At 50.2% G+C, this 19,987-nt stretch carries 14 protein-coding genes; 4 read left to right on the top strand and 10 right to left on the bottom strand.

Annotation, left to right across the window (positions count from 1 at the left end; genetic code table 11):
• Window positions 1-19: 19 nt before the first annotated feature.
• Entirely contained in the window at window positions 20-3,163 is a 3,144-nt protein-coding gene (locus tag EHW56_RS01495) for an ATP-binding protein (protein ID WP_172969944.1), read from the bottom strand.
• Window positions 3,164-3,512: 349 nt separating this feature from the next.
• On the opposite strand from EHW56_RS01495, the gene EHW56_RS01490 reads away from it, so the two are divergent.
• From EHW56_RS01490 to nagK, 3 genes are all read left to right on the top strand, one after another.
• Window positions 3,513-3,857: a DUF3802 family protein gene (locus EHW56_RS01490; protein ID WP_046073196.1), complete on the top strand. Its 345-nt coding sequence runs from the start codon at window positions 3,513-3,515 to the stop codon at window positions 3,855-3,857.
• A gap of 127 nt (window positions 3,858-3,984) precedes the next feature.
• Window positions 3,985-4,734 carry a tRNA-uridine aminocarboxypropyltransferase gene (locus EHW56_RS01485; protein ID WP_152798996.1) on the top strand — a complete coding sequence of 250 codons (750 nt, stop codon included), beginning with the start codon at window positions 3,985-3,987 and terminating at the stop codon, window positions 4,732-4,734.
• A gap of 107 nt (window positions 4,735-4,841) precedes the next feature.
• The gene (nagK, locus tag EHW56_RS01480) at window positions 4,842-5,744 is read left to right on the top strand and encodes an N-acetylglucosamine kinase (protein ID WP_046073198.1); all 903 of its coding nucleotides are present in this window, start codon (window positions 4,842-4,844) and stop codon (window positions 5,742-5,744) included.
• Between the two features lie 45 nt (window positions 5,745-5,789).
• Here nagK and EHW56_RS01475 read toward each other — a convergent pair whose 3' ends face one another.
• From EHW56_RS01475 to EHW56_RS01460, 4 genes are all read right to left on the bottom strand, one after another.
• Window positions 5,790-6,878 (bottom strand): ketoacyl-ACP synthase III, encoded by a 1,089-nt coding sequence (locus EHW56_RS01475; RefSeq protein WP_172969973.1) that lies wholly within the window; start codon window positions 6,876-6,878, stop codon window positions 5,790-5,792.
• Between the two features lie 117 nt (window positions 6,879-6,995).
• Entirely contained in the window at window positions 6,996-8,366 is a 1,371-nt protein-coding gene (locus tag EHW56_RS01470) for a DASS family sodium-coupled anion symporter (protein ID WP_152798993.1), read from the bottom strand.
• 229 nt (window positions 8,367-8,595) lie between these two features.
• Window positions 8,596-9,267 carry a vancomycin high temperature exclusion protein gene (locus EHW56_RS01465; RefSeq protein ID WP_077606177.1) on the bottom strand — a complete coding sequence of 224 codons (672 nt, stop codon included), beginning with the start codon at window positions 9,265-9,267 and terminating at the stop codon, window positions 8,596-8,598.
• A gap of 119 nt (window positions 9,268-9,386) precedes the next feature.
• Complete coding sequence (locus tag EHW56_RS01460) at window positions 9,387-11,078, bottom strand: NAD-dependent malic enzyme (protein WP_152798990.1); 1,692 nt, start codon at window positions 11,076-11,078, stop codon at window positions 9,387-9,389.
• Window positions 11,079-11,558: 480 nt separating this feature from the next.
• Here EHW56_RS01460 and EHW56_RS01455 point away from each other — a divergent pair, with 480 nt between their 5' ends.
• Window positions 11,559-12,296, top strand: a complete 738-nt coding sequence (locus EHW56_RS01455) for an ABC transporter substrate-binding protein (RefSeq protein WP_077577797.1) — start codon at window positions 11,559-11,561, stop codon at window positions 12,294-12,296.
• Window positions 12,297-12,411: 115 nt separating this feature from the next.
• Here EHW56_RS01455 and EHW56_RS01450 read toward each other — a convergent pair whose 3' ends face one another.
• The 5 genes from EHW56_RS01450 to EHW56_RS01430 all read right to left on the bottom strand — a co-directional run bounded on the left by EHW56_RS01450 (window position 12,412) and on the right by EHW56_RS01430 (window position 19,986).
• Entirely contained in the window at window positions 12,412-12,894 is a 483-nt protein-coding gene (locus EHW56_RS01450; RefSeq protein ID WP_046073201.1) for a YajQ family cyclic di-GMP-binding protein, read from the bottom strand.
• A 52-nt stretch (window positions 12,895-12,946) separates the two neighbouring features.
• Window positions 12,947-14,002, bottom strand: coding sequence for a 3-deoxy-7-phosphoheptulonate synthase (locus EHW56_RS01445; protein WP_152798987.1), 1,056 nt, complete (start codon window positions 14,000-14,002; stop codon window positions 12,947-12,949).
• 185 nt (window positions 14,003-14,187) lie between these two features.
• Window positions 14,188-15,657, bottom strand: coding sequence for a YdiU family protein (locus tag EHW56_RS01440; RefSeq protein WP_152795137.1), 1,470 nt, complete (start codon window positions 15,655-15,657; stop codon window positions 14,188-14,190).
• 95 nt (window positions 15,658-15,752) lie between these two features.
• Window positions 15,753-18,845, bottom strand: a complete 3,093-nt coding sequence (locus EHW56_RS01435; protein ID WP_152798984.1) for an efflux RND transporter permease subunit — start codon at window positions 18,843-18,845, stop codon at window positions 15,753-15,755.
• Between the two features lie 10 nt (window positions 18,846-18,855).
• The gene (locus EHW56_RS01430) at window positions 18,856-19,986 is read right to left on the bottom strand and encodes an efflux RND transporter periplasmic adaptor subunit (RefSeq protein ID WP_172969943.1); all 1,131 of its coding nucleotides are present in this window, start codon (window positions 19,984-19,986) and stop codon (window positions 18,856-18,858) included.
• Between the last annotated feature and the right edge of the window lies 1 nt (window position 19,987).

Below are 19,987 nucleotides of genomic sequence, written 5' to 3'. Positions count from 1 at the left end.
TGTGACCGCGTATATTGGGTCATTGAGGATCACGCGGTAATACCGCCAGCAAATGATCAAGTACCGTGTTGATACGGGTTAATGCCTGAACAAGTGCTTCTGTTTGCTGATTGTTAGCGGCTTGTTCGGCCTCAAGACAGGCTTGGTGAAGCGCTGTCGCACCAATGCTGCCTGCGGCAGATTTCTGTTTGTGTGCCGCCTCTTTTAATGCTTGCCAGTGTTCAAAAGGCGGTTGCGATTGCGCGAGGGCGCGTAGGCCAGGGACGCTACGTTTGAGGAAAACATTCACAATGTCTTGATAGGCGTGTTGCTGTCCGCCATATAAACGCTCAACCACCGTTGGATCGAGTATAGATGGCGCGTCAGCGCTGGCTGTCACAGGGGGTGGAGTAGGTCGCGTCGTCGCGTGTGGACGGTTAATCCAATAGGTTAAGCGTTCGTCAAGCGGATCCAGCTCAATGGGCTTGGTAATGTAATCGTCCATGCCTGCTTCAAAACACCGTGTTTCTTCACCACTGAGCGCATTGGCGGTAATGGCGATAATAGGCACCCAACCCGATGCACCTTGGATCTCGCGTAAAGCGGCGGTGAGCGCATAGCCATCCTTGTTGGGCATATGGCAGTCGGTCAGGACAAGATCCACCTGATGGTGTTGATACGCTGTGAGTGCCTGGTCACCATCATCCGCCATCACCACCTCATAGCCAAGATAATGGAGTTGCTGGGTGAGTACCTGTTGGTTCGTGGGGTTATCCTCTGCGACTAAAATACACCCGCGAGTGCGTTCGGGATCGCGTGCTTTGGCTTCTGCCTCGTTGGGAAGAGGCAACATAGCGTCAGATTCCGCCAACATACTGATATCGGGACTTTCAAGCCCAAGGCATACACGTAGACCGTGGACCAGACGACGATAGGTTAATGGTGAGGCAAACAGCTCTACGATGCGTTTATCAGGGTGGGTTGCCAGCGATAAGGTATGTTTGAGCGCAATCACATGATCGACCGCGCGTTCAGCGATTAATGTGCTTGGCTCGGCGTGAGTGGTAATCAATAACCGGTGTGTGGCCAGTTGCTTGTCTACCTTCGACGGCGATGAATCATGGTGATAAGCGATATGCAAGTGCTCCAGATAGCGGCACACCGCGTGATTGAGTGCGTCTTGAGGAATATCCACTGCAACCGATAATTGTTGCGCATGCTCGCGACTAATCGGTCGCTCTGCAGGTTCTGCCAATGGGTTTATCGTATAATCGATACGCACGGTAAATCGTGTGCCGTTTCCCTGCTCACTCTCAATGTCAATCTCACCGCCGAGGAGATCGATAATATTCTTACAAATGGCTAAGCCGAGCCCTGAGCCTCCAAACTCTCGGGTGGTAGACGACTCCGCTTGGCTGAATGGCTGGAAGATAGTGTCGAGTTTATCTGGTGCAATGCCGATCCCGTTATCGGTGATGGTAAACACCAGCTGTGCTTTTTGCGCCTGTGGGTTATCTATCGCATCAATATTAACTGTTACAAAACCAGGCTGACGGTGATGGCCACCAGAGAACTTAATCGCATTACCAACCAGATTAAACAGTACCTGTTTTAATCGGTTGGGATCGCCCACCAGTTGATCGGGGAGGTGAGGGTTAATGAATAGTGACAGTGTCACCTTTCGCTTATTGGCATGATGGCTGACGGTGTTCATCACTTGCTCTACGGTATCGGACAAAGAAAAGGTGACACGTTCAAATTGCAGCTTTCCGGCCTCGGTGCGTGAAAAGTCGAGTATGTCATTAATGATGGAGAGCAAAGAAAGAGCGGATTCGCGCACCGTGCTAATCAGGCTTTGCTGAGAGGGCGTTAACGACGAGCGACGGAGCATATCGAGCATCCCAATCACGCCATTCATTGGCGTGCGGATTTCATGACTCATGGTGGCGAGAAATTGCGCTTTGGCGCGAGAGGCACTTTCTGCGCGCTCTTTTTCGGCCATTAATTGCTCTCGAGCCTGATTACGAGAAATGATATGCGCACGAAATATCACCAGACCATGGGCAATCTTACCGACTTCATCCGTCCGATCTTGAAAATTACTGGCCGGTGGGGTCATATCGCCAGCCACCAGGCGCTGCATGGAATCGGCGAGTTTGGCAATCGGCTGAGTGAATGTGCGGTAAATATAAAAGTACATCGCGCCACTGACGAACAAGATAAAAATCAGTAAATAGCCAAGGTTGAGTTGATTTGAGTGGAGTATTGAACGCAAATCAACCATTGAGCGGGTAACCACTTTTCCTGTCTGTTGTGCGAACGTTGAGAGCGCATCCTCAAGCGCTTGGTATTCTTGATCACTCAAGGTTCGCACTGCGGTCATGGCGCCGACTTTGGCACTGGGCTGATAGTTATTAAAAATGGCGATACCACTGCGCTTTAAACTGGTGAAATGGTGGCGGATGTTGGACAGTTTTTTCAGTGAGGCAGGGTCGTTGAGCTCGAACTGCGCCAAGGAAAGATAGCGCTCGAATGTTGCCATATCTTCCATAAAGCGTTGTCGGCTACTTTCTCGCCCATCTAGATATTGGTTAAGCTCAGTCAGCATATCGCCATTTTCATCGACCAGCTCATCAAGGTATTGCAACACGGCCAGGTTATCGGGCTGTGTGAGCGATTGTGAGGCCTTTAATTCGGCAATCAAGTTATCAATCGGTCGCACCACATCAATGGATAGTCGCATTACCTGTTTACGTGCCCATTGCTCAGCGACCGGATCAAACTCTGTTAAGACTTTTTGATGAGCGATACGTTGAAAGCGCTCATAAAGCTGGCTGATCAATGAAAGTCGCTGCTCTGCGTCGGGTTTTACCTCACGTAGGCGAGCCAGTAATTGTTCAAAATCTTGCTGACTTTCTAGAAAAACCGCGAGCGATTCATGACGGCCCATGACATATTTGAGCATGCTGGCATTCATATCACTGGCGGCACGCTGCATGCGCATGGTGATAATTGCACTCGGGATTTCTTGATGAGTAGCGCGGCCAACATCGCGGTTGACGCGCTCCTGCATGATGTAGCTCGAGACTGACAGGCCCAGCACCATCAAGGTGATGAAGGTCATGATCAACCCAATCTTGCTGACGATACTCTTACCAAATGGGCGAGGGTGATTTACCTTCATGACGATTCCTACATCCTTGTCAACGATTGATTTGGGCGTGATCCGTGTTAAATTGCGCGTTGTGTTGTTTGCTTTCATCACAGTGAAGCCGGACTATACTGCAAGGAGACTGGCGTCAGTCGTTTGTATGATTTGACGTTGCCACTCGGCCCCTTTATTCGAGCCAGACTGAAAGGGAAGAGGACGATGTGAGCAGACACCATGTCATAGAACGATGATCAGTTTATAGTATACAGTGCGCTAAGCACTGCGAAGCGTGACTCGCTTTCTAATTTCGCCTTCAATAGGCGCAAATAGCCGACGGGCACGGTACAATAGCGATAGTTGAATAGTCTAAGGACAAGTAATCATGGTAGTAGACTCAGACGGGTATCAAGCACTGATCGAACATTTTGCGTTTAATCTCTCTGTGTTTGAAAAACCGGGTGAAGCCATTGGCGATGACACCATTGCCGATATTGTGCACGATCTGGTCGCCTCTAATATTATGACCATTTGCGAGCAAAATCCTGGGCTTTCGTCTGCATTGCGCTTCACCATATTACGAGAGGCTGACCGTGTGGTTGAAGATATGGAAGAAGTGCTGGCGGGTCGGTGGGAGCAACCAGTGACCGCAGAGCAGGTAGGCTTTCTCGAAGAGTACGTTGCCTTGGTAAAAAACCTTTTTGATGGTGCCATGGTCGAGCTGCGCTAGTGACAAGCCCTGGCGGTTACCGTTTAATGCCTGTCTTCCTCTGCTTTTGTGATCTTGGCCGCGCGATACTGACAGCAAACCTCAGTTCGGTATACTAGGCGGTCCATTTACAACCTCAGATTTTACCATGTGCCAATCCGCCCCGCGTCACGCTATTCATGCGCTTTATTCCGCCCGTTTGGCCCGTGCAACGCGTCCTTATCTCGCACGTGGCGCCGGTGTAGACCGCTGCCCATCATGCATGTTAGTTCGTCATTTCTGTGTGTGTGAGTACCGAGCAGCGTGCCAGACCCATGCCGCGTTCATGTTACTCATGTACGATGATGAGGTGCTAAAACCCAGTAATACAGGGCGTTTGATTGCTGACTGCGTCGCGGATACCTACGCGTTTATCTGGTCACGTACGCAACCTGATCCTGATATGTTGGCGTTGTTATCCCGCTCAGCGTTTCAACCCTATGTTGTCTTTCCTGCTCAGTACACATCCCCGACGCGTATGACGGCGCCAGCACGTATCCATGACAGCGCGAAGCGGCCGTTATTTATCATCATTGACGGCACTTGGCGGGAGGCGAAAAAAATCTTTCGTAAAAGCCCTTGGCTTGATCACTTTCCGGTTTTAAGTATTGAACCTCAGGCATTATCTCGGTATCGCGTGCGCGATGCTCACGGTGAAAACCAACTGGCGACAGCAGAAGTGGCTGCGGAAGTGCTTGCTGTCAATCAAGAGCACAAGGCGGCAGATTACTTAAACCAATGGTTCGATGTCTTTCGTGAGCGATACCTCGCAGGCAAACGACAAAAACACCTTGCGGAAGACAATGCGTTGACGCGCTTTCTTGATGACCGACCCCTTGTGAATGATGCCGACACCTGAGTGAAAAGTCTGGTTGGAAAACAACGAAACTTGGGGCTAATCACGGACTTTTGCCTTGGTTTGCTGAATAATCTGGTTAAATAACGACAATTTAAGGTGGCTTAGCCATGTATTACGGCTTTGATGTGGGCGGCACAAAAATTGAATTTGGCGCCTTCGATAAACAACTCAATCGTGTTGCGACCGAGCGTCACCCAACACCTACGCAAGATTACCCCGCATTAATCGACACATTGGTGCGGTTGGTGGAAAAGTATGATGCGGAGTTAGGGCAAAAAGGAACCATTGGTATTGGTATTCCAGGCTCTCAAGCAGAAGATGGAACGGTGCTGACCGTCAATGTGCCCGCGGCGAATGGACAGTCGTTACGGGCTGATCTACAAGCACGCGTCGGGCGCGAAGTGCGTATTAGCAATGACGCCAATTGTTTTGCGTTGTCAGAAGCATGGGATGCGCAAGCGCAATCGGCGAAAACCGTGTTAGGGCTAATCTTGGGCACAGGCTTTGGTGGTGGTTTGGTGATCAATGGCAAAGTCATTAATGGCAAAAACCAAATGGCGGGTGAAGTCGGGCATATGCGCATGCCGATTGATGCCTGGCTAAGGTTGGGTGATAACCCGCCGATGTTTGCGTGTGGTTGTGGGAATAAAGGTTGCTTGGACAATTATTTATCTGGGCGTGGGTTTGAACAGCTTTATGCTCACTTTTATCAGCCGTTGTCAGCGATCGAAATCATCGAACAGTATCGCCAAGGTGAACCGGATGCGGTGGCATTTGTTGACTGCTTCTTTGATGTGTTAGCCATGGCTCTGGGAGGCGTATTAACCGCGTTTGATCCAGACATGGTCGTGCTTGGTGGCGGTCTATCTAACTTTGATGAGCTGTATCAAGCTATTCCTGAACGCTTACCGGCACACCTACTGTCTGCGGCTAACGCCCCTGATATTGTCAAAGCGCAGCACGGTGATGCGGGAGGGGTGCGTGGCGCTGCCTTCCTACACCTAACCTGATGCCAATAACAAAGCCGACGCAAGTCGGCTTTGTGGTGAGACATTTTATTCTGGTTTTTTATGCTGACAATGGCGAATGGCGTTGTCGAGTAATTCAAGTGCCGTTTTATCGGTTGGCGGTAACGCTGCGTCAGACTCAGCGATTGGCGTTGTACGCTCGCCCCAACGGATTAAGCCTGCGCCCCAAGTCAGGCCAGCGCCAAATGCCGCGGTGAGTAGCTGGCTATGTGGCTTGACCGCCCCTTGCTCAACTGCTTCGCACAAAGCGATGGGGATCGTGGCTGCTGAGGTATTGCCATAGCGCTGGATATTAATAAACGCCTTATCTAACTCGATGCCAGCGTGCTCACATAAGGTTTCGATAATCCGTTTGTTGGCTTGGTGTGGTACGACCAGATCAATACCGTCAGCATTAAGCTGATTCCGTGTTAACACCTGATTCGCCGCTGATCCCATGCCTTTAACCGCGCGTTTAAAAATATCACGGCCGATAAAATCAAACGCAAAATAGCCATTGTCCGGGTCGAAGCGATCCATTGCGGTGCCAAAGGCAGGGATCGCGAGTACATCACGGCCTGCTGGATCACAACCAAGTTGCGCGTCAAGTAGCCCCACTTCCTGTTCGCTTTTGCTCACCACGACCGCGCCGGCACCATCACCAAATAGCACGGCGGTATCGCGTTTGCTCCAATCCAAATACCAGGTTAAATGCTCTGCGCCGATAATGAGTGCATGCTGATAGTGGCCAGCTTGGAGCATCTTGGTTGCGGTTTCTAATCCGTATAAAAACCCGGTACAAGCGGCATTCATATCAAATGCAGCGGCACGAAGTGCACCTAAGTTGCCTTGCACTTTGGAGGCAATATTGGGGATCAGCGTGTCTGGTGAGCAGGTCGCTACAATCAACAGATCAAGCTGGCTTGCCTCAATGCCTGCCGCCGCTAATGCGCGTTGGGCGGCAACGGTGGCGAGCTCTGAGGTTTCTACATGACTCACTCGGCGCGCTTCAATACCTGTGCGTGAGCGAATCCATTCATCATTGGTCTCTAAAATTGTGCTGAGATCGTCATTGCTCAACACCGCGGGCGGAAGGCACTTCCCCCAGCCTGTAATTTCTGCAAATGCCATAGTTATTTACGGGTTGTTTAGCGTGGCGCTAGTGTAAACCTGAAACTCGGATGAAACAATTTTGATGGTTGATAAGGCGTGAAAAACACTACCTGGTGCAAACACCAGGTAGTGGGAGAGTGATTACCAGAATAGGCGAGTGAAAATCGCCAAGACCGCAATACAAACGATGTTGAGATATAAGCCGACACGCATCATATCACGTTGCTCTATATGCCCTGAGCCAAACACAATGGCGTTTGGTGGCGTGGCAACGGGCAGCATAAAGGCACACGACGCGGCAATCGCGATCAGCGCAGAAAGTGCGACTGGCGACACGCCCAATGCTTCGGCGATGGTGGCAAAAACTGGTACCAATAATGCGGCGCTGGCGGTATTGCTCGCAAACTCAGTCAAGAAGATCACGAATGCCACCACGCCTAGCATGGTGAAAAATAGCCCAGATCCTGTCAGTGCATTGCTCAGGTGGTTGGCGAGAAACAAACTCGTACCGGTTGCTTTGAGAACATTGCTCAAGCAAATTCCGCCGCCGAAGAGTAACAGCACGCCCCAGTCAGCGGTTTTTTCGACTTCTTTCCATTTTACAACCCGCGTCGCCCCCAGCAAGACAATCGCAGATAACGCCACAATGGTGTCAAATTTGCTCAGGCCACCGAGCATGGCATTCAATGGTTTACTGAAAATCCAAGCGCTGACGGTCAGTGCGAAAATCACAAGCGTGATCACGCGAGGTGTGCTCCAGGTGAAGTCACGCTGATCCGCTTCAAAACGGTGGTTAAGGTTCGGCTTGGTCAGTGCATACAAGACGATAACCGCGACGGGGAGCAATATCAGAGTGACAGGCAGGCCTAGTTTCATCCAATCTGCGAAGCTAAGCCCAGCTTCAGCCGCTGCAATCGCATTAGGGGGACTACCGACAATGGTTGCTATGCCGCCGATGCTCGCGCAATAGGCAATACCCAAGAGCACAAACACATAAGTGCCATGATCTTTTTGATTGTTCACCTTGTGTAAAATGCCTAACACCAATGGCAACATCATGGCGGTGGTCGCGGTGTTACTGATCCACATGGAAAGGGCGGCGGTGACCCCAAACAGCATCATCACGGCCACTGACATTTTGCCCTGCGCAATCGTGAGCACTTTATTGGCGATGGCTTGATCGAGGCCTTGGGCCTGCAGCGCGGCTGCCAAGGCAAAGCCACCGAGAAAGAGAAAAATGATGGGATTAGCAAAATTTGACATCGCCGCGGGTGTTTCAAACACGCCAAGCGCGACGGCCATAATGGGCACCAGGATCGCGGTGATGCTGACATGAATCGCTTCAGTAAGCCATAACACGGCAATGAATATCAGTAAGCTTAGGCCGGTTGTGACATCTGTTTCAAACGGCAGGGTGTTATACAAGATGAAAAACAGGGCAATGTCAGCAAACAAGATCCACGCTTTTCTATCCAGCCCCGACGCACGGGAGGAAAGGGTTTGCACATCCATAGGGCGTCCTTTTTTAAACGTTATTGAGTTTTTTTATAATGTTTTGCTTTGAGTTTTTAGGTGCTTGATAGGGGTAGGGTTACTGCCATTTGGGCGACAGTGGGCCTCCAAGCGACGGCTAATATACGCCTAAATAGTCCGCGTGTTAATCGATTGCAGGCAGGTTTTTAAACAAATGATTAAAGTAATGTGAAAATTGTGATTGGGTCGGCACTGGTCGATATTGGGGTTAGTCGTTCGACGTTGAGACGCCACTGATTGGCTCTTTTGGGCCGGTAAACTTGGGTTTGACGTTGAGAATAAAGCTATCAAGTACCGCTTTGGTTCTTGCTAATACTTCACGTGCGCGAATTTTGACGCCTGCCCAGCCTTGCGGACTCGGTACAGCGTAACAAATAGCATCAATATTGTTTACATCGGCGAGAAATAACGCACGCTCGCAATGAAACTGTTGGCTGATCACGGTGTAGCGCGCCAAACTGAAAACGGTTTTCGCGCGGACAACGGAGTCCAGCGTTCGAAAACCCGCATAGTCAAGGTGAATCGTCTCTTCCGGGATCCCTGCTTGACGTAAATCTCGCTTCATCGTCCAGGGCTCATTATACGAGCGGTGCGCGTTGTCGCCACTGAGTAAAAGGTGCTGAATCTTACCCGCATGATATAACGACTCCGCGGCTTCAATCCGGTAGGTATAATAGGGATTGGGTGTTTTACCAATATACTTACTGGTTCCCAGAACCAAGCCGACTTGCCGAGCGGGTAGCGTCTCAGCTTGTTGATAAACACGGCCTTTGGCATTAAGCGTGATCGCGATATCACTGGCGGCCATCACGATAGCGGTGACCACAGTAAAACCAATCAATGTGAAAATCGCCCGACGAAAAAGGCGCTGGAGAGCCATGGTGCGTTTTATTACCTTTGCGCGAATTAAGCCGCACTCGGGGTCACGTGTGCGGGCAAGTAGATGGAATAATAGCAAAAAAAGCGCCGGGATAGACGCTTTTTTCTGTTAGGCTCGCGTTAAAAAGAGGTCCGTTTGTAAGCACGATATTGTGGTGACCAGAAGCTCTCTTCAATACGCTTTTTAAGGGCCTCGTCAGACAGTTCTGAGGCAACCCCCTCAGCAATAGCCTCTTTCGCAACCGCAAACGCGATGCGTTTTGATACCTGCGTGATATCTTCCAACGACGGTAGCAGGGCGCCTGTGCCACGCTTGGCTAATGGCGAGCACTCAGCTAAAGCGCGCGATGAGGCCATCAGCATGCCATCTGTCACCCGGGATGCAGCAACCGCTAACACGCCCAGCCCAATGCCTGGGAAAATATAGCTGTTATTACACTGTGCAATAGGAAAGGTCTTGCCATTGTCTAAACGAACTGGTTCGAACGGACTCCCCGTTGCAACCAGCGCTTGGCCGTCAGTCCAGCGCAAAATATCAAAGGGCGTCGCCTCCACACGGCTGGTAGGGTTAGAGAGAGGGAAAATGATAGGACGTGGGCAATTGGCATGCATTTCTTTCACCACATCCTCGGTAAATAATCCAGGTGCGCCAGAGACGCCGACCAATACGGTCGGTTTCGCATTCCGCACGACATCGAGCAACGAAATGTTACTGTCTTCTAACTGCCAGTGGTTGAGCGCCTCGCTCTTTTGCACCAGTCGTTGCTGAAAGTCGAGTAAGTTAGGCATGGCATCGATTAATAGCCCCCAACGGTCGACCATGTAGACACGTGCGCGCGCCTCTTGATCGGAGATACCTTCAGATACCATTTGCGCGATGATCGCTTCGGCAATACCACAACCGGCTGATCCAGCGCCCAAAAATGTGATGCGTTGCTCGGAGAGCTTAGTACCTGCGGCTTTACACGCTGCAATCAAAGAGCCAACAGTCACCGCGGCAGTACCTTGAATATCGTCATTAAAGCAGCAGACTCTATCCTTATATCGCTCTAGGATCGGCATAGCATTTTTTTGTGCAAAGTCTTCAAATTGAATCAAGGCATCTGGCCAGCGGCGTTGAACCGCTTGGATAAACTCTTCAATAAAGGCATCGTATTCTTGTCCGCTGATGCGGGTGTGACGCCAGCCCATATACATGGGATCAGAAAGGCGTTGTGGGTTATTGGTACCGACATCCAACACAATAGGGAGTGTGTAGGCTGGACTGATCCCGCCACAAGCTGTGTAAAGCGATAGCTTACCAATCGGGATGCCCATGCCGCCAATCCCCTGATCGCCGAGTCCGAGAATACGCTCCCCATCGGTGACAACAATCACTTTGACGTTATGACGAGAGGCGTTATTAAGTACATCATCAATGCGATCGCGGTTAGGGTAAGAAATGAAAAGCCCGCGGCCTCGGCGATAGATATTGGAGAAGTTCTCACAGGCTGCGCCTACCGTCGGAGTATAGATGATGGGCATCATTTCGGTAATATGGTTGGAAACTAACCGGTAAAAAAGCGTTTCGTTGGTATCTTGGATGTTGCGTAGATAAATATGCTTGTCGATATCGTTCTCGAAGCGCTGATACTGTTGGTAGGCACGCTCAGTTTGTTCTTCAATCGTTTCGATGGCGTCAGGCAATAAGCCCTCGAGGTTAAAAAACTTACGCTCTTCGACGCTGAATGCGCTTCCTTTATTCAACAATGGCGTTTCTAGCAAGGCTGGTCCCGCATAGGGAATATAGAGAGGACGTTTTTGGTTATTCATGAATGATCAGACTCGATGTTGTCTTTTAATTAGGTCGATGATGAGTATTGGGCGTTATCTGGTGCCTTCGTGGCAAAAATGATCCCTTGCGAAACGCTTTAAAGGCGTTGGTCTGCGATAGCCCATAATTACGCTGTAATTGGGGACAAAGTTTAGGCATGAATGGTGACCTAATTCAACTTTTTTACTTGATTGTGCGGGATCGGCAGAGGGATATGAGAGAGCGTTTAAATTTGTTATCAGCGCTGAACGGCTCATTTTTGTCTGATTATTCAAACGTTTGTACATAGAAAAAACGGAAGTTAGATCACAACCTCCGGCAAAACTGCGCACGGGACATGGAAGCTGACTACACTAGAGGTGGTGAGCGAATAGTGACAAGGCCACGCCTTATCCTATTCAGCTTCCCCAATTTGGTATGAGCTAATAATAATAATGTTGGCTGAGCACATTTAATGGAAGGTTAAAAGAGGTAGTCCAATGAAGTCACTCATTGCCGCCAGCTTGCTGGTTTTCTCAACCACCACAGTCGCTGCAAACTTAGGCGATCTTGATTATATCACTGAGGTGTATCCGCCGTTTAACTATGAAGAGCGCGGTGAGTTAAAGGGAATTGCGGTTGATTTTCTCGAAGCTGCAACAGAAGCAGCAGGTGATCCGGTAAGCCGAGATCAAGTGAAGATTCAGCCATGGGCACGTGGCTATGCCACGGCACTGTCTGAGCCCAATACCGTATTGTTTTCAACCACACGGACGGATGAACGGGAAGATAAGTTTAAATGGGTAGGGCCGATTACAGACACAAAAATTGTTGTCTGGGCCCCTAAAAGCAAAGGGATCACTATCGACAATGCGAGTGACTTTGCCAACTATAAAGTCGGCGTTGTACGCGATGACGTCGGTGAGCACTTGTTACGCTCAATGGGTGTCGATGAAGGCGCGCTACGCCTCTCGCCAAAAGCGGATTTACTCGCCAAACAATTGGCGGCGGGCCGAGTTGATATGTGGGCGTACGAGGAAAACGTCAGTGCCTTCATTATGAGCCAAAACAATATTGACACCAGCCAGTTTGAAGTAGTTCATGTCTTGGATGAGTCTCAGCTCTACTATAGCTTTAGTAACAACACGCCAGATAGCTATGTTGAAAAGCTACAAGCGGGCATTGATCAAGCGACCGCTGATGGCACGCTTGAGGAAATCAAAAGCAAGTACAAGTAGTATGATGCGAGTGTTGTCACGAAAAAGCGCTTAGCGACTGACACGCGCTGCCGAATAAAACGGGCCTAAGTCTAACAGGCCCGTTTTTTATGCTATCGATAACAAGTGCTCGGGGTTAGTCGCGAAAGTTTTCAAATTGGAAAGGCTGCTCAAAGTCACTTTCCTTGATTAATTGAATCACTGCCTGCAAATCATCCCGTTTCTTTCCGGTGACACGTACTTGCTCGCCCTGAATCTGGGTTTGCACTTTCATCTTGGCATCTTTAATCGCTTTGGTGATCTTCTTCGCGACAGGCGTTTCAATACCGTTTTTAAATTTCACCTGCTGATAAAAGGTTTTGCCAGAGTGAACCATGTCTTGGATATCCATTGCGCGTGCATCAACACCACGCTTGGCGAGATTACTGCGCAACATGTCCATCATTTGGTTAACCTGAAAATCCGCTTCAGCCGTTACTTTCACGGTTTCTTTATCGAGTTCGAAGCTGGCCTCAACACCACGAAAATCAAAGCGAGTTGCAAGCTCTCGGTTGGCGTTGTCCACTGCGTTTTTTAGCTCAACGTTGTCAATTTCAGAGACAATATCAAATGAAGGCATAGTCTTTTCCTAATTGGGGCGTGAGCCAGTCACGCCGATAAATCGTCAGTCATTATGGGGTGTTGCGCGCCGCGACGGCATCAGCGAGTTGCTCGAGCAAGCGCTCGGTATCGGCCCATCCCAGACAGGGGTCAGTGATCGACTGGCCATAAACGCGTGATTGCTCGTCACCCATGGTTTGATTGCCTTCTTGTAAGAAGCTCTCAGCCATGATACCGGCAATCGCTTGCTCGCCATGGCGGATCTGATCAGCAACATTCGCGCATACATCAAGCTGGCGGCGATGCTGCTTTTGGCAATTACCGTGGCTGAAGTCTACCACAAGCTTACCAGGCAATTTGAAATCGCTTAGCGTTTGCGCGGCGGCTTTCACATCGTCGGCGTAATAGTTCGGCTGATAACCGCCGCGTAAAATGACATGCCCATCTGGGTTGCCTGCGGTTCGATAAATGGTCATGCTGCCATTTTTGTCGGGTGAGCAGAAAAGGTGGGACTCTCTACTCGCGCGAATGGCATCGACGGCAATACGGATATTGCCGTCTGTGCCATTTTTAAAGCCAACAGGGCTGGAGAGTGCAGAGGCCATTTCACGATGAATTTGTGATTCTGTCGTGCGGGCGCCAATCGCTCCCCAGCTGATCAAGTCAGCGATATACTGACCCGTGATCATGTCGAGAAACTCGGTAGCGGTCGGCAGTCCCATTTTGTTGATATCGAGTAGGAGCTCACGCGCCGTAAACAGGCCTGCACGAATATCACCGCTTCCGTCAAGGTGCGGGTCATTGATAAGGCCTTTCCAACCGACAACCGTACGTGGCTTTTCAAAATACGTGCGCATCACCACCAATAATTGGTCGCTGTACTTATCGGCGAGCGGTTTAAGCTTGGCTGCGTAATCACGGGCCGCGTCGGGATCATGAACAGAGCAGGGACCAACAATCGCTAGCAGCCTCGTATCGTCGCCATTGAGAATACGACTGATCGCCTGTCGTGCGGCGGTAATATGGTGAGCAACATTGTCGTTGATGGGGTGGGCAGCTTCCACCTCTGCAGGCGTAGGCATGGTATCAACCACACGTGTTCGAAGCTCATCGGTTTTCAGTGGCATAGAGGACAGCCTTCCTCACATCTTATTCTGTTGCGAAGCCAGTAAGATAGCAAAAAACGCCGCCTATGAAAGCATCAATGTGACATCTGTTGGATTTTTCTTGTCAGAGCGGTGATCACCGAGGCGTATTTTAGTGAAGTGATGATGAGCGCCTCAGTGGCACATGACTCAGGCGCACGTTTAGGTTACGAGGAGCAGCTAAGGGTCATATCTTTCTCTTCATCGGCTGGACGCCGAGCGAGGGAGTCAAGCGCGGAATGTGACGCAAACGGGGAAGCCAGTACTGTCATCAAATTGTGAGTTGGCTGCATGTCACCTTGTTCTGCCGCCTCTATCGCCTGCTGGGCCAAATAATTACGTAAAATAAACTTAGGATTGGTTGCCTGCATGCCAGCGAGGCGAGTGTTGTCGTCATGATCTGCCACCCGTTGGTGGTATTCGCTTAACCAAGCCGTTAAGGCATCGGCATCTGATACGAGGTCGTTAAACTGGCTGAGTGTCTTTGCACTTAATAGCGCCTCTTGCTTGATGTCACTGAGCCTGCGAAAGAAAAGGGTGTAGTCGACTTGTTGAGATTCGAGCAATGAAAAAAGCGCGTTGAACAAATCACTGTCCCCTTGCTGTGCATCGGACAACCCTAGTTTGTCGCGCATGGCTTTGCTGTAAGCTACCTGGAGATGGTGTTCATAACCGCCTAGAATGTCGTTAATCACGTCACTTTCAAGCAGTGGGGTAAAGGCGTAGCCAAGCGCAGAGAGGTTCCATAGCGCGATAGCAGGCTGCTGATTAAAGGCATATCGCCCCGTGTAATCAGTGTGGTTACAAATATTGCTCGGGTTGAAATCATCCAAAAAAGCATAGGGGCCATAATCGAAGGTCTGGCCTAAAATCGACATATTGTCGGTATTCATGACACCATGGTTAAAACCAACCGCTTGCCACTTGGCAATCATTTCTGCTGTGCGCTCGACAATTTCTTGTAGCAATGCGGCATAAGGTTTCTCGGCCTCGGCAAGCTCAGGAAAATGGCGTGCAATGACATAGTCGGCCAGCGTACCCAGTGCATCGTGCTGTTGGCTGTAAAACAAGTACTCAAAATGGCCGAAACGCACGTGGCTTTCCGAGACCCGAAGTAAGGTTGCTGCCGTCTCGATGCGCTCGCGCATCACCGGGGTATCGCTGGTGGCCATGGCTAATGCCTGCGTGGTAGGGATGTTGAGTCCCTTCATGGCTGCGCTCGCGAGATACTCACGGAGGGTGGATCGTAACACCGCTCGCCCGTCGCCGTGGCGGCTATAGGGGGTTTTTCCCGCCCCTTTTAAATGCCAGTCCCAGAGTGTGCCATTATCATCACGCCACTCTCCCAATAACACCCCACGACCATCACCGAGCTCAGGGTTGTATTGGCCGAATTGGTGCCCTGTGTATTTCATTGCAAAGGGTTTGCGGCCCGCAAGCGGCGTCTCCGCAGACAGAATTGCACGAAAGCGTTCACTGTGAATGTCTGCCGTCGTTAAGCCGAGTTCATCAGCTAGCGCGGCGTTGTATGTTAGAAGCCGGCCGTTGTCCAAAGGCGTAGGGGTCACTGCTTTACCCAATGCGTTTCCTAATTGGCTAAAGCTAAACCGAATATGTTCACCATCAAATACTGCCATGCATCCCCCTTTAGGTTAATCATTTAAGCCTAACAGCCTGGCAGCCGCTAACAAGGGATAAAATGTAGGGATATATCATGTTCTGCTATAACGCCTCATGTGTTTTCGCCCTCCGATTCGTCACCAGATGTATCAATACGAAACAACCAACTATAAAGCACGGGTGTCATTACCAACGTCAGTATGGTGCCGACGATTAACCCGAAAGCAATACTCACCGACAAGCCATAAAAAAGCACGTCTTTGCTAATAATGAGCGGCATCAAGCCCACGATGGTGGTCACTGTGGTGATGGTGATCGGCCGAAGGCGCCGCGAGCAGGCAATGATAATGGCATCACGATCTGACGTATTTCTCAGCCCTCGCTCAATGTCTATCCGCTCGATCATCACAATCGCATTGTTGACAATAATGCCGGCCAATGCCAATAGGCTAAGAATAACCATAAAACTGAATGACGCCTTCATGATGGTGAGACCTATACCCACCCCGATAATAACCAATGGAATGGTTAATAAGATAATGATAGGCCTCCTATATCCATTGAATTGTGCGACAAGCAGAAGAAGACACAGGGCAATACAGAGGGGGAAGCCAGCGAATATTGCGGCTCGGCCTACTTTGGCATCTTTGACAATGCCATCAAATTCAATGTGATGACCTGGAGCCAGCTGGGCGCGCAGGGCGTCGAGCTGGGGTTGAAGTATTGGTGCCATATCCTCGGGGGACATCGTTAGGTTACGTGCTTCAACCGTAATGGTTGGCTCCAGATCTTCACGGTGGATCATGCTAAAATCTGACACCATGTCAATGGTGGCAACTTGTGCAAGGGGGATCGGAGTATCAGCACCGCTGGACCAAATGGGGACATCTTTTAGCCGAGCCGGATTGCGCCGTTCAGGCTCCATCACGCGAAGTAGAATCGGAAACACATCATTGTTATCACGGAATGCTGACAATGTTTGACCATTATAAAAGCGTGCCAGTGACTCACTCACATCTGTCGGTGTAACCCCTGCTTGGCGCGCCAAATGCTGTTCAATATTGACTTGCACTCGATTGACGGGATTATACCAATTGCTCCAGATATCAATGGTATGAGGAATGTCTTCCAAGGTGTGTTCAAGTTTTTTCGCTTGTTCAACGAGGTAGGCTTTGTCTGGCCCTTTGACCTGAATTTGAATCACATTAGGGTCTGAGGGGCCGAGGAACATACCTGATACCCGTGTTTCCACGTCGTCAAAGCGTTGTCGAAAGCTCTCTCTTAGCCGTGGAATAGCTTCATTAACCGCTTGTTTGTTCCTGGCATTGACCACGATAAAACCGACATTGGGTGCTGGGTCTAACGGCGCGAGAGAGAGAACAAATCGTGGGCCACCAAAGCCGACATACGCGGCAAGATCGCCAAGTCTAGGGTAACGTGTTTTATCTTGAATCATCGCCATCATCTCCGTGATACGGGCGGATGTGGTTTGTGATGAACTCCCCGCAGGTAAATTGACGTAGATAAGCACTTGAGCGCGATCACTGTCAGGGAAAAATTTGGCGGGAGTACTTTTGATGAGGTAACCGCCAGCGGGCAGTAAGGCGAACATGACAATGACGAAGACAAGACGGTGGCGTAACACCGCTTTGAGCAACACCGCATAATAGCCCTCTATTCGGTTAAAAAGTGACAAAGAAGGGCGAGGGGCGTCGCTGGGTGACAAACTAGGGGGTGGTAAAAACAAGTAGCAAAGCGTCGGTGTCACTGTCATCGCCAGTAGCCACGATACGGTCAAAGAAATCGCAATTACCAAGGATATGTTGCGTGTGTACTCACCCGAGGGGTGCTCGGCCATCATGAGGGGTAAAAATACCAAGATAGTCGTTAAAGACGAGGAAAGTAGCGGCAGTGCGAGTTCACTACCTGTTTCTTTTAATGCGAGGGCTCTATCTTGGGTTTCTGCAAGCGTGCGCTTAAAGTTTTCGGCGATGACGACACCGTTATCGACAAGTAAGCCGAGTGCGATCACTAGTGTAGCTAAACTCATCCGTTCGAGTGTCATATCGAGAAAGTACATGATGGCGAGCGTGGTTAGCATGACGGCGGGGACAATGGCGCCGACAATCAATCCGGTTTTGACACCGAGAAACAGAATAACCACGCCGAGCACGATAGCGAGCGTTTGAATGACGTTTGCGGACACGCCATATACCGCGTTTTCCACTTGATCGGCTTGCCAGGTAATCCGATCGAGGTTCACCCCAACAGGAAGGCTCTGCTTGACGTCTGCAATTACCTTGTCTGCTTGTCGAGCATAATTCAACACGCTTTGTTCAGGTTGCATCATCATTGACAGCACAATCGCTGGCTTACCATTAAAGTAAGCACGCCTCGGCGCAGGGTCGACATATCCTCGAGAAATATCTGCAATATTACCGAGTGCTATCGACCCCGCGTCATTGCCGATTGGGATCAATACGTTACGGATGTCTTGGATGGACGCAAACTCACCACTTGATGAAATCGCCAGTGTGGTATCTTCGATGTGGATGCGGCCACTTGGGCTCAAGGTGTTTTGACTGGCGATTGCCTTTGCAATGACAGAAGGGGAAAGCCCCAATGTTTCCATCTGAGAGAGTGATAGTTCCACGAATACTCGCTGCGGCACTCGACCAATAATGTCGATTTTCTGTGTACCAGGTATCGTGAGTAATTGTTGTCGTGAATGGGCAGCGAAGTCATCCAGTTCGGCAAGTGAAAAGTCGTTGCCTGTCAATGCGAGAGTAATCACGGCGACATCGCCAAAACTGTCGTTGACGCTTGGTTTAGCGGCCTCTTTAGGTAGCTGAGACGATGCTTTGTGTACCTCCTCTTCGAGCTCATCCCAGATTTGGTCAAGCTTTGTGAGCCTGTCGTAGGCTTTCACATAGATGATGGACTGCCCATCAGAGGAAATAGAGCGTATTTCGTCAACCCCAGCAATAGATAGCACGGCTTCTTCCAAAGGCTGCGTGACGAGTGATTCGATACGGTTGGCGGTCAGGCCTGGTGCACTCGTGGTAACAATCGCCTCGCGAATGTGAATTTTAGGGTCCTCTCTGGCAGGAAGGGAAAAGTAACTGACTGCGCCAAATACCATTAAAACAAGGCTGACAAAGAAGATAACGGGGCGATACTGAAAAGCTAGTTGAGAGATATTCATGCGCGAAGACCTAGTGATTATAACGGGCTAGGTGAGCACCGGCGGTATAGACTTCTTGGTGCTCGCGGAGAAGATTGACGCCTTTGGCGACGACCCACTCATCGACAGCTAATCCTGACAGGACTTCTACTTCAGTCTCCCTAAGCGCTCCCACTTTAATGATGCGTGCTTTAAGACGTGTTTTATTGGCGTCGGGGTGCTCAACAACGAAAACACGGGCATGGTTTTTATCAAGCAGCTCGATGGCCGTTAATGGCACGACAGGGCGAGAATGGAGACTTGGCAGATCCCATTGCAGCGAGACTGACATGCCTGGATGGAAGGATGCCGGTGGTTCGATCAACTGAGCAATGACAGGAAATAACCCCAGTTGATTGGCCTCCATGCCGATCTGCGTAACGTTGGCGCGGACGCTTTGTTCTATCAGTGACAAAGAGACAGTCGCTGTATCGCCCATTGAGAGGTGATCATGAATACGGCTGGGTACCCAGGTTTTAACTTCTATCTGTGATTGAGGGTTGGCCATTGCCGCTATCGGCTGCCCAGCCATGACCACTTCTGACTGTTCAACCAGTTGTTTGGTGATAAGGCCAGAAAAAGGGGCATAGAGAGAGGCTTTAGCGAGCTGACGTTGTGCTTTAGCCAGGCTCGCTTGGTGACGGGATAACTGTGCGGTGGCGCGCTCTAGCCTAGCTTCTGCTTCATCGACGGCCGAGGCGGAGGTGAGCTTTTGGGCGAACAGTGCTGCTAGCCGTTGATACTGGCGGGAGGCATCATTGCGCTCTATTTGGGCCGTTTTAAGGTTTGACTTTTCCACCTCCACATTGAGCTCAAGCGCTTGCGCATCAAGTCTGGCAAGTCGCTGACCTTTTTTTACTCGCTCACCTAACGCAAGTTCCAGAGTGCGGATTTTACCGCTGATTTCGAAGGAAAGGTTTGCTTGTTCAGCCGCCTGAATACGTCCACTGGCATATTGATGCTGCCCATCATGCGCTGCTTTTATTTGTATCACCTTGACAGTACGAGGGGGAGGTGTGGCTGGCGCTTGCTTGGGATTGCAAGCGCTGAGTAAGCCGATGACGATGAGCACCAACCCGCTATATAACGCGAATTGTATGGTTTGTTTAGTGATTATAGTCATC

Source organism: Salinivibrio sp. VGrn1 (assembly GCF_009377995.1).
In the GTDB taxonomy this organism is placed as follows: domain Bacteria; phylum Pseudomonadota; class Gammaproteobacteria; order Enterobacterales; family Vibrionaceae; genus Salinivibrio; species Salinivibrio siamensis.
This window is presented reverse-complemented; position numbering and strand designations above follow the sequence as displayed.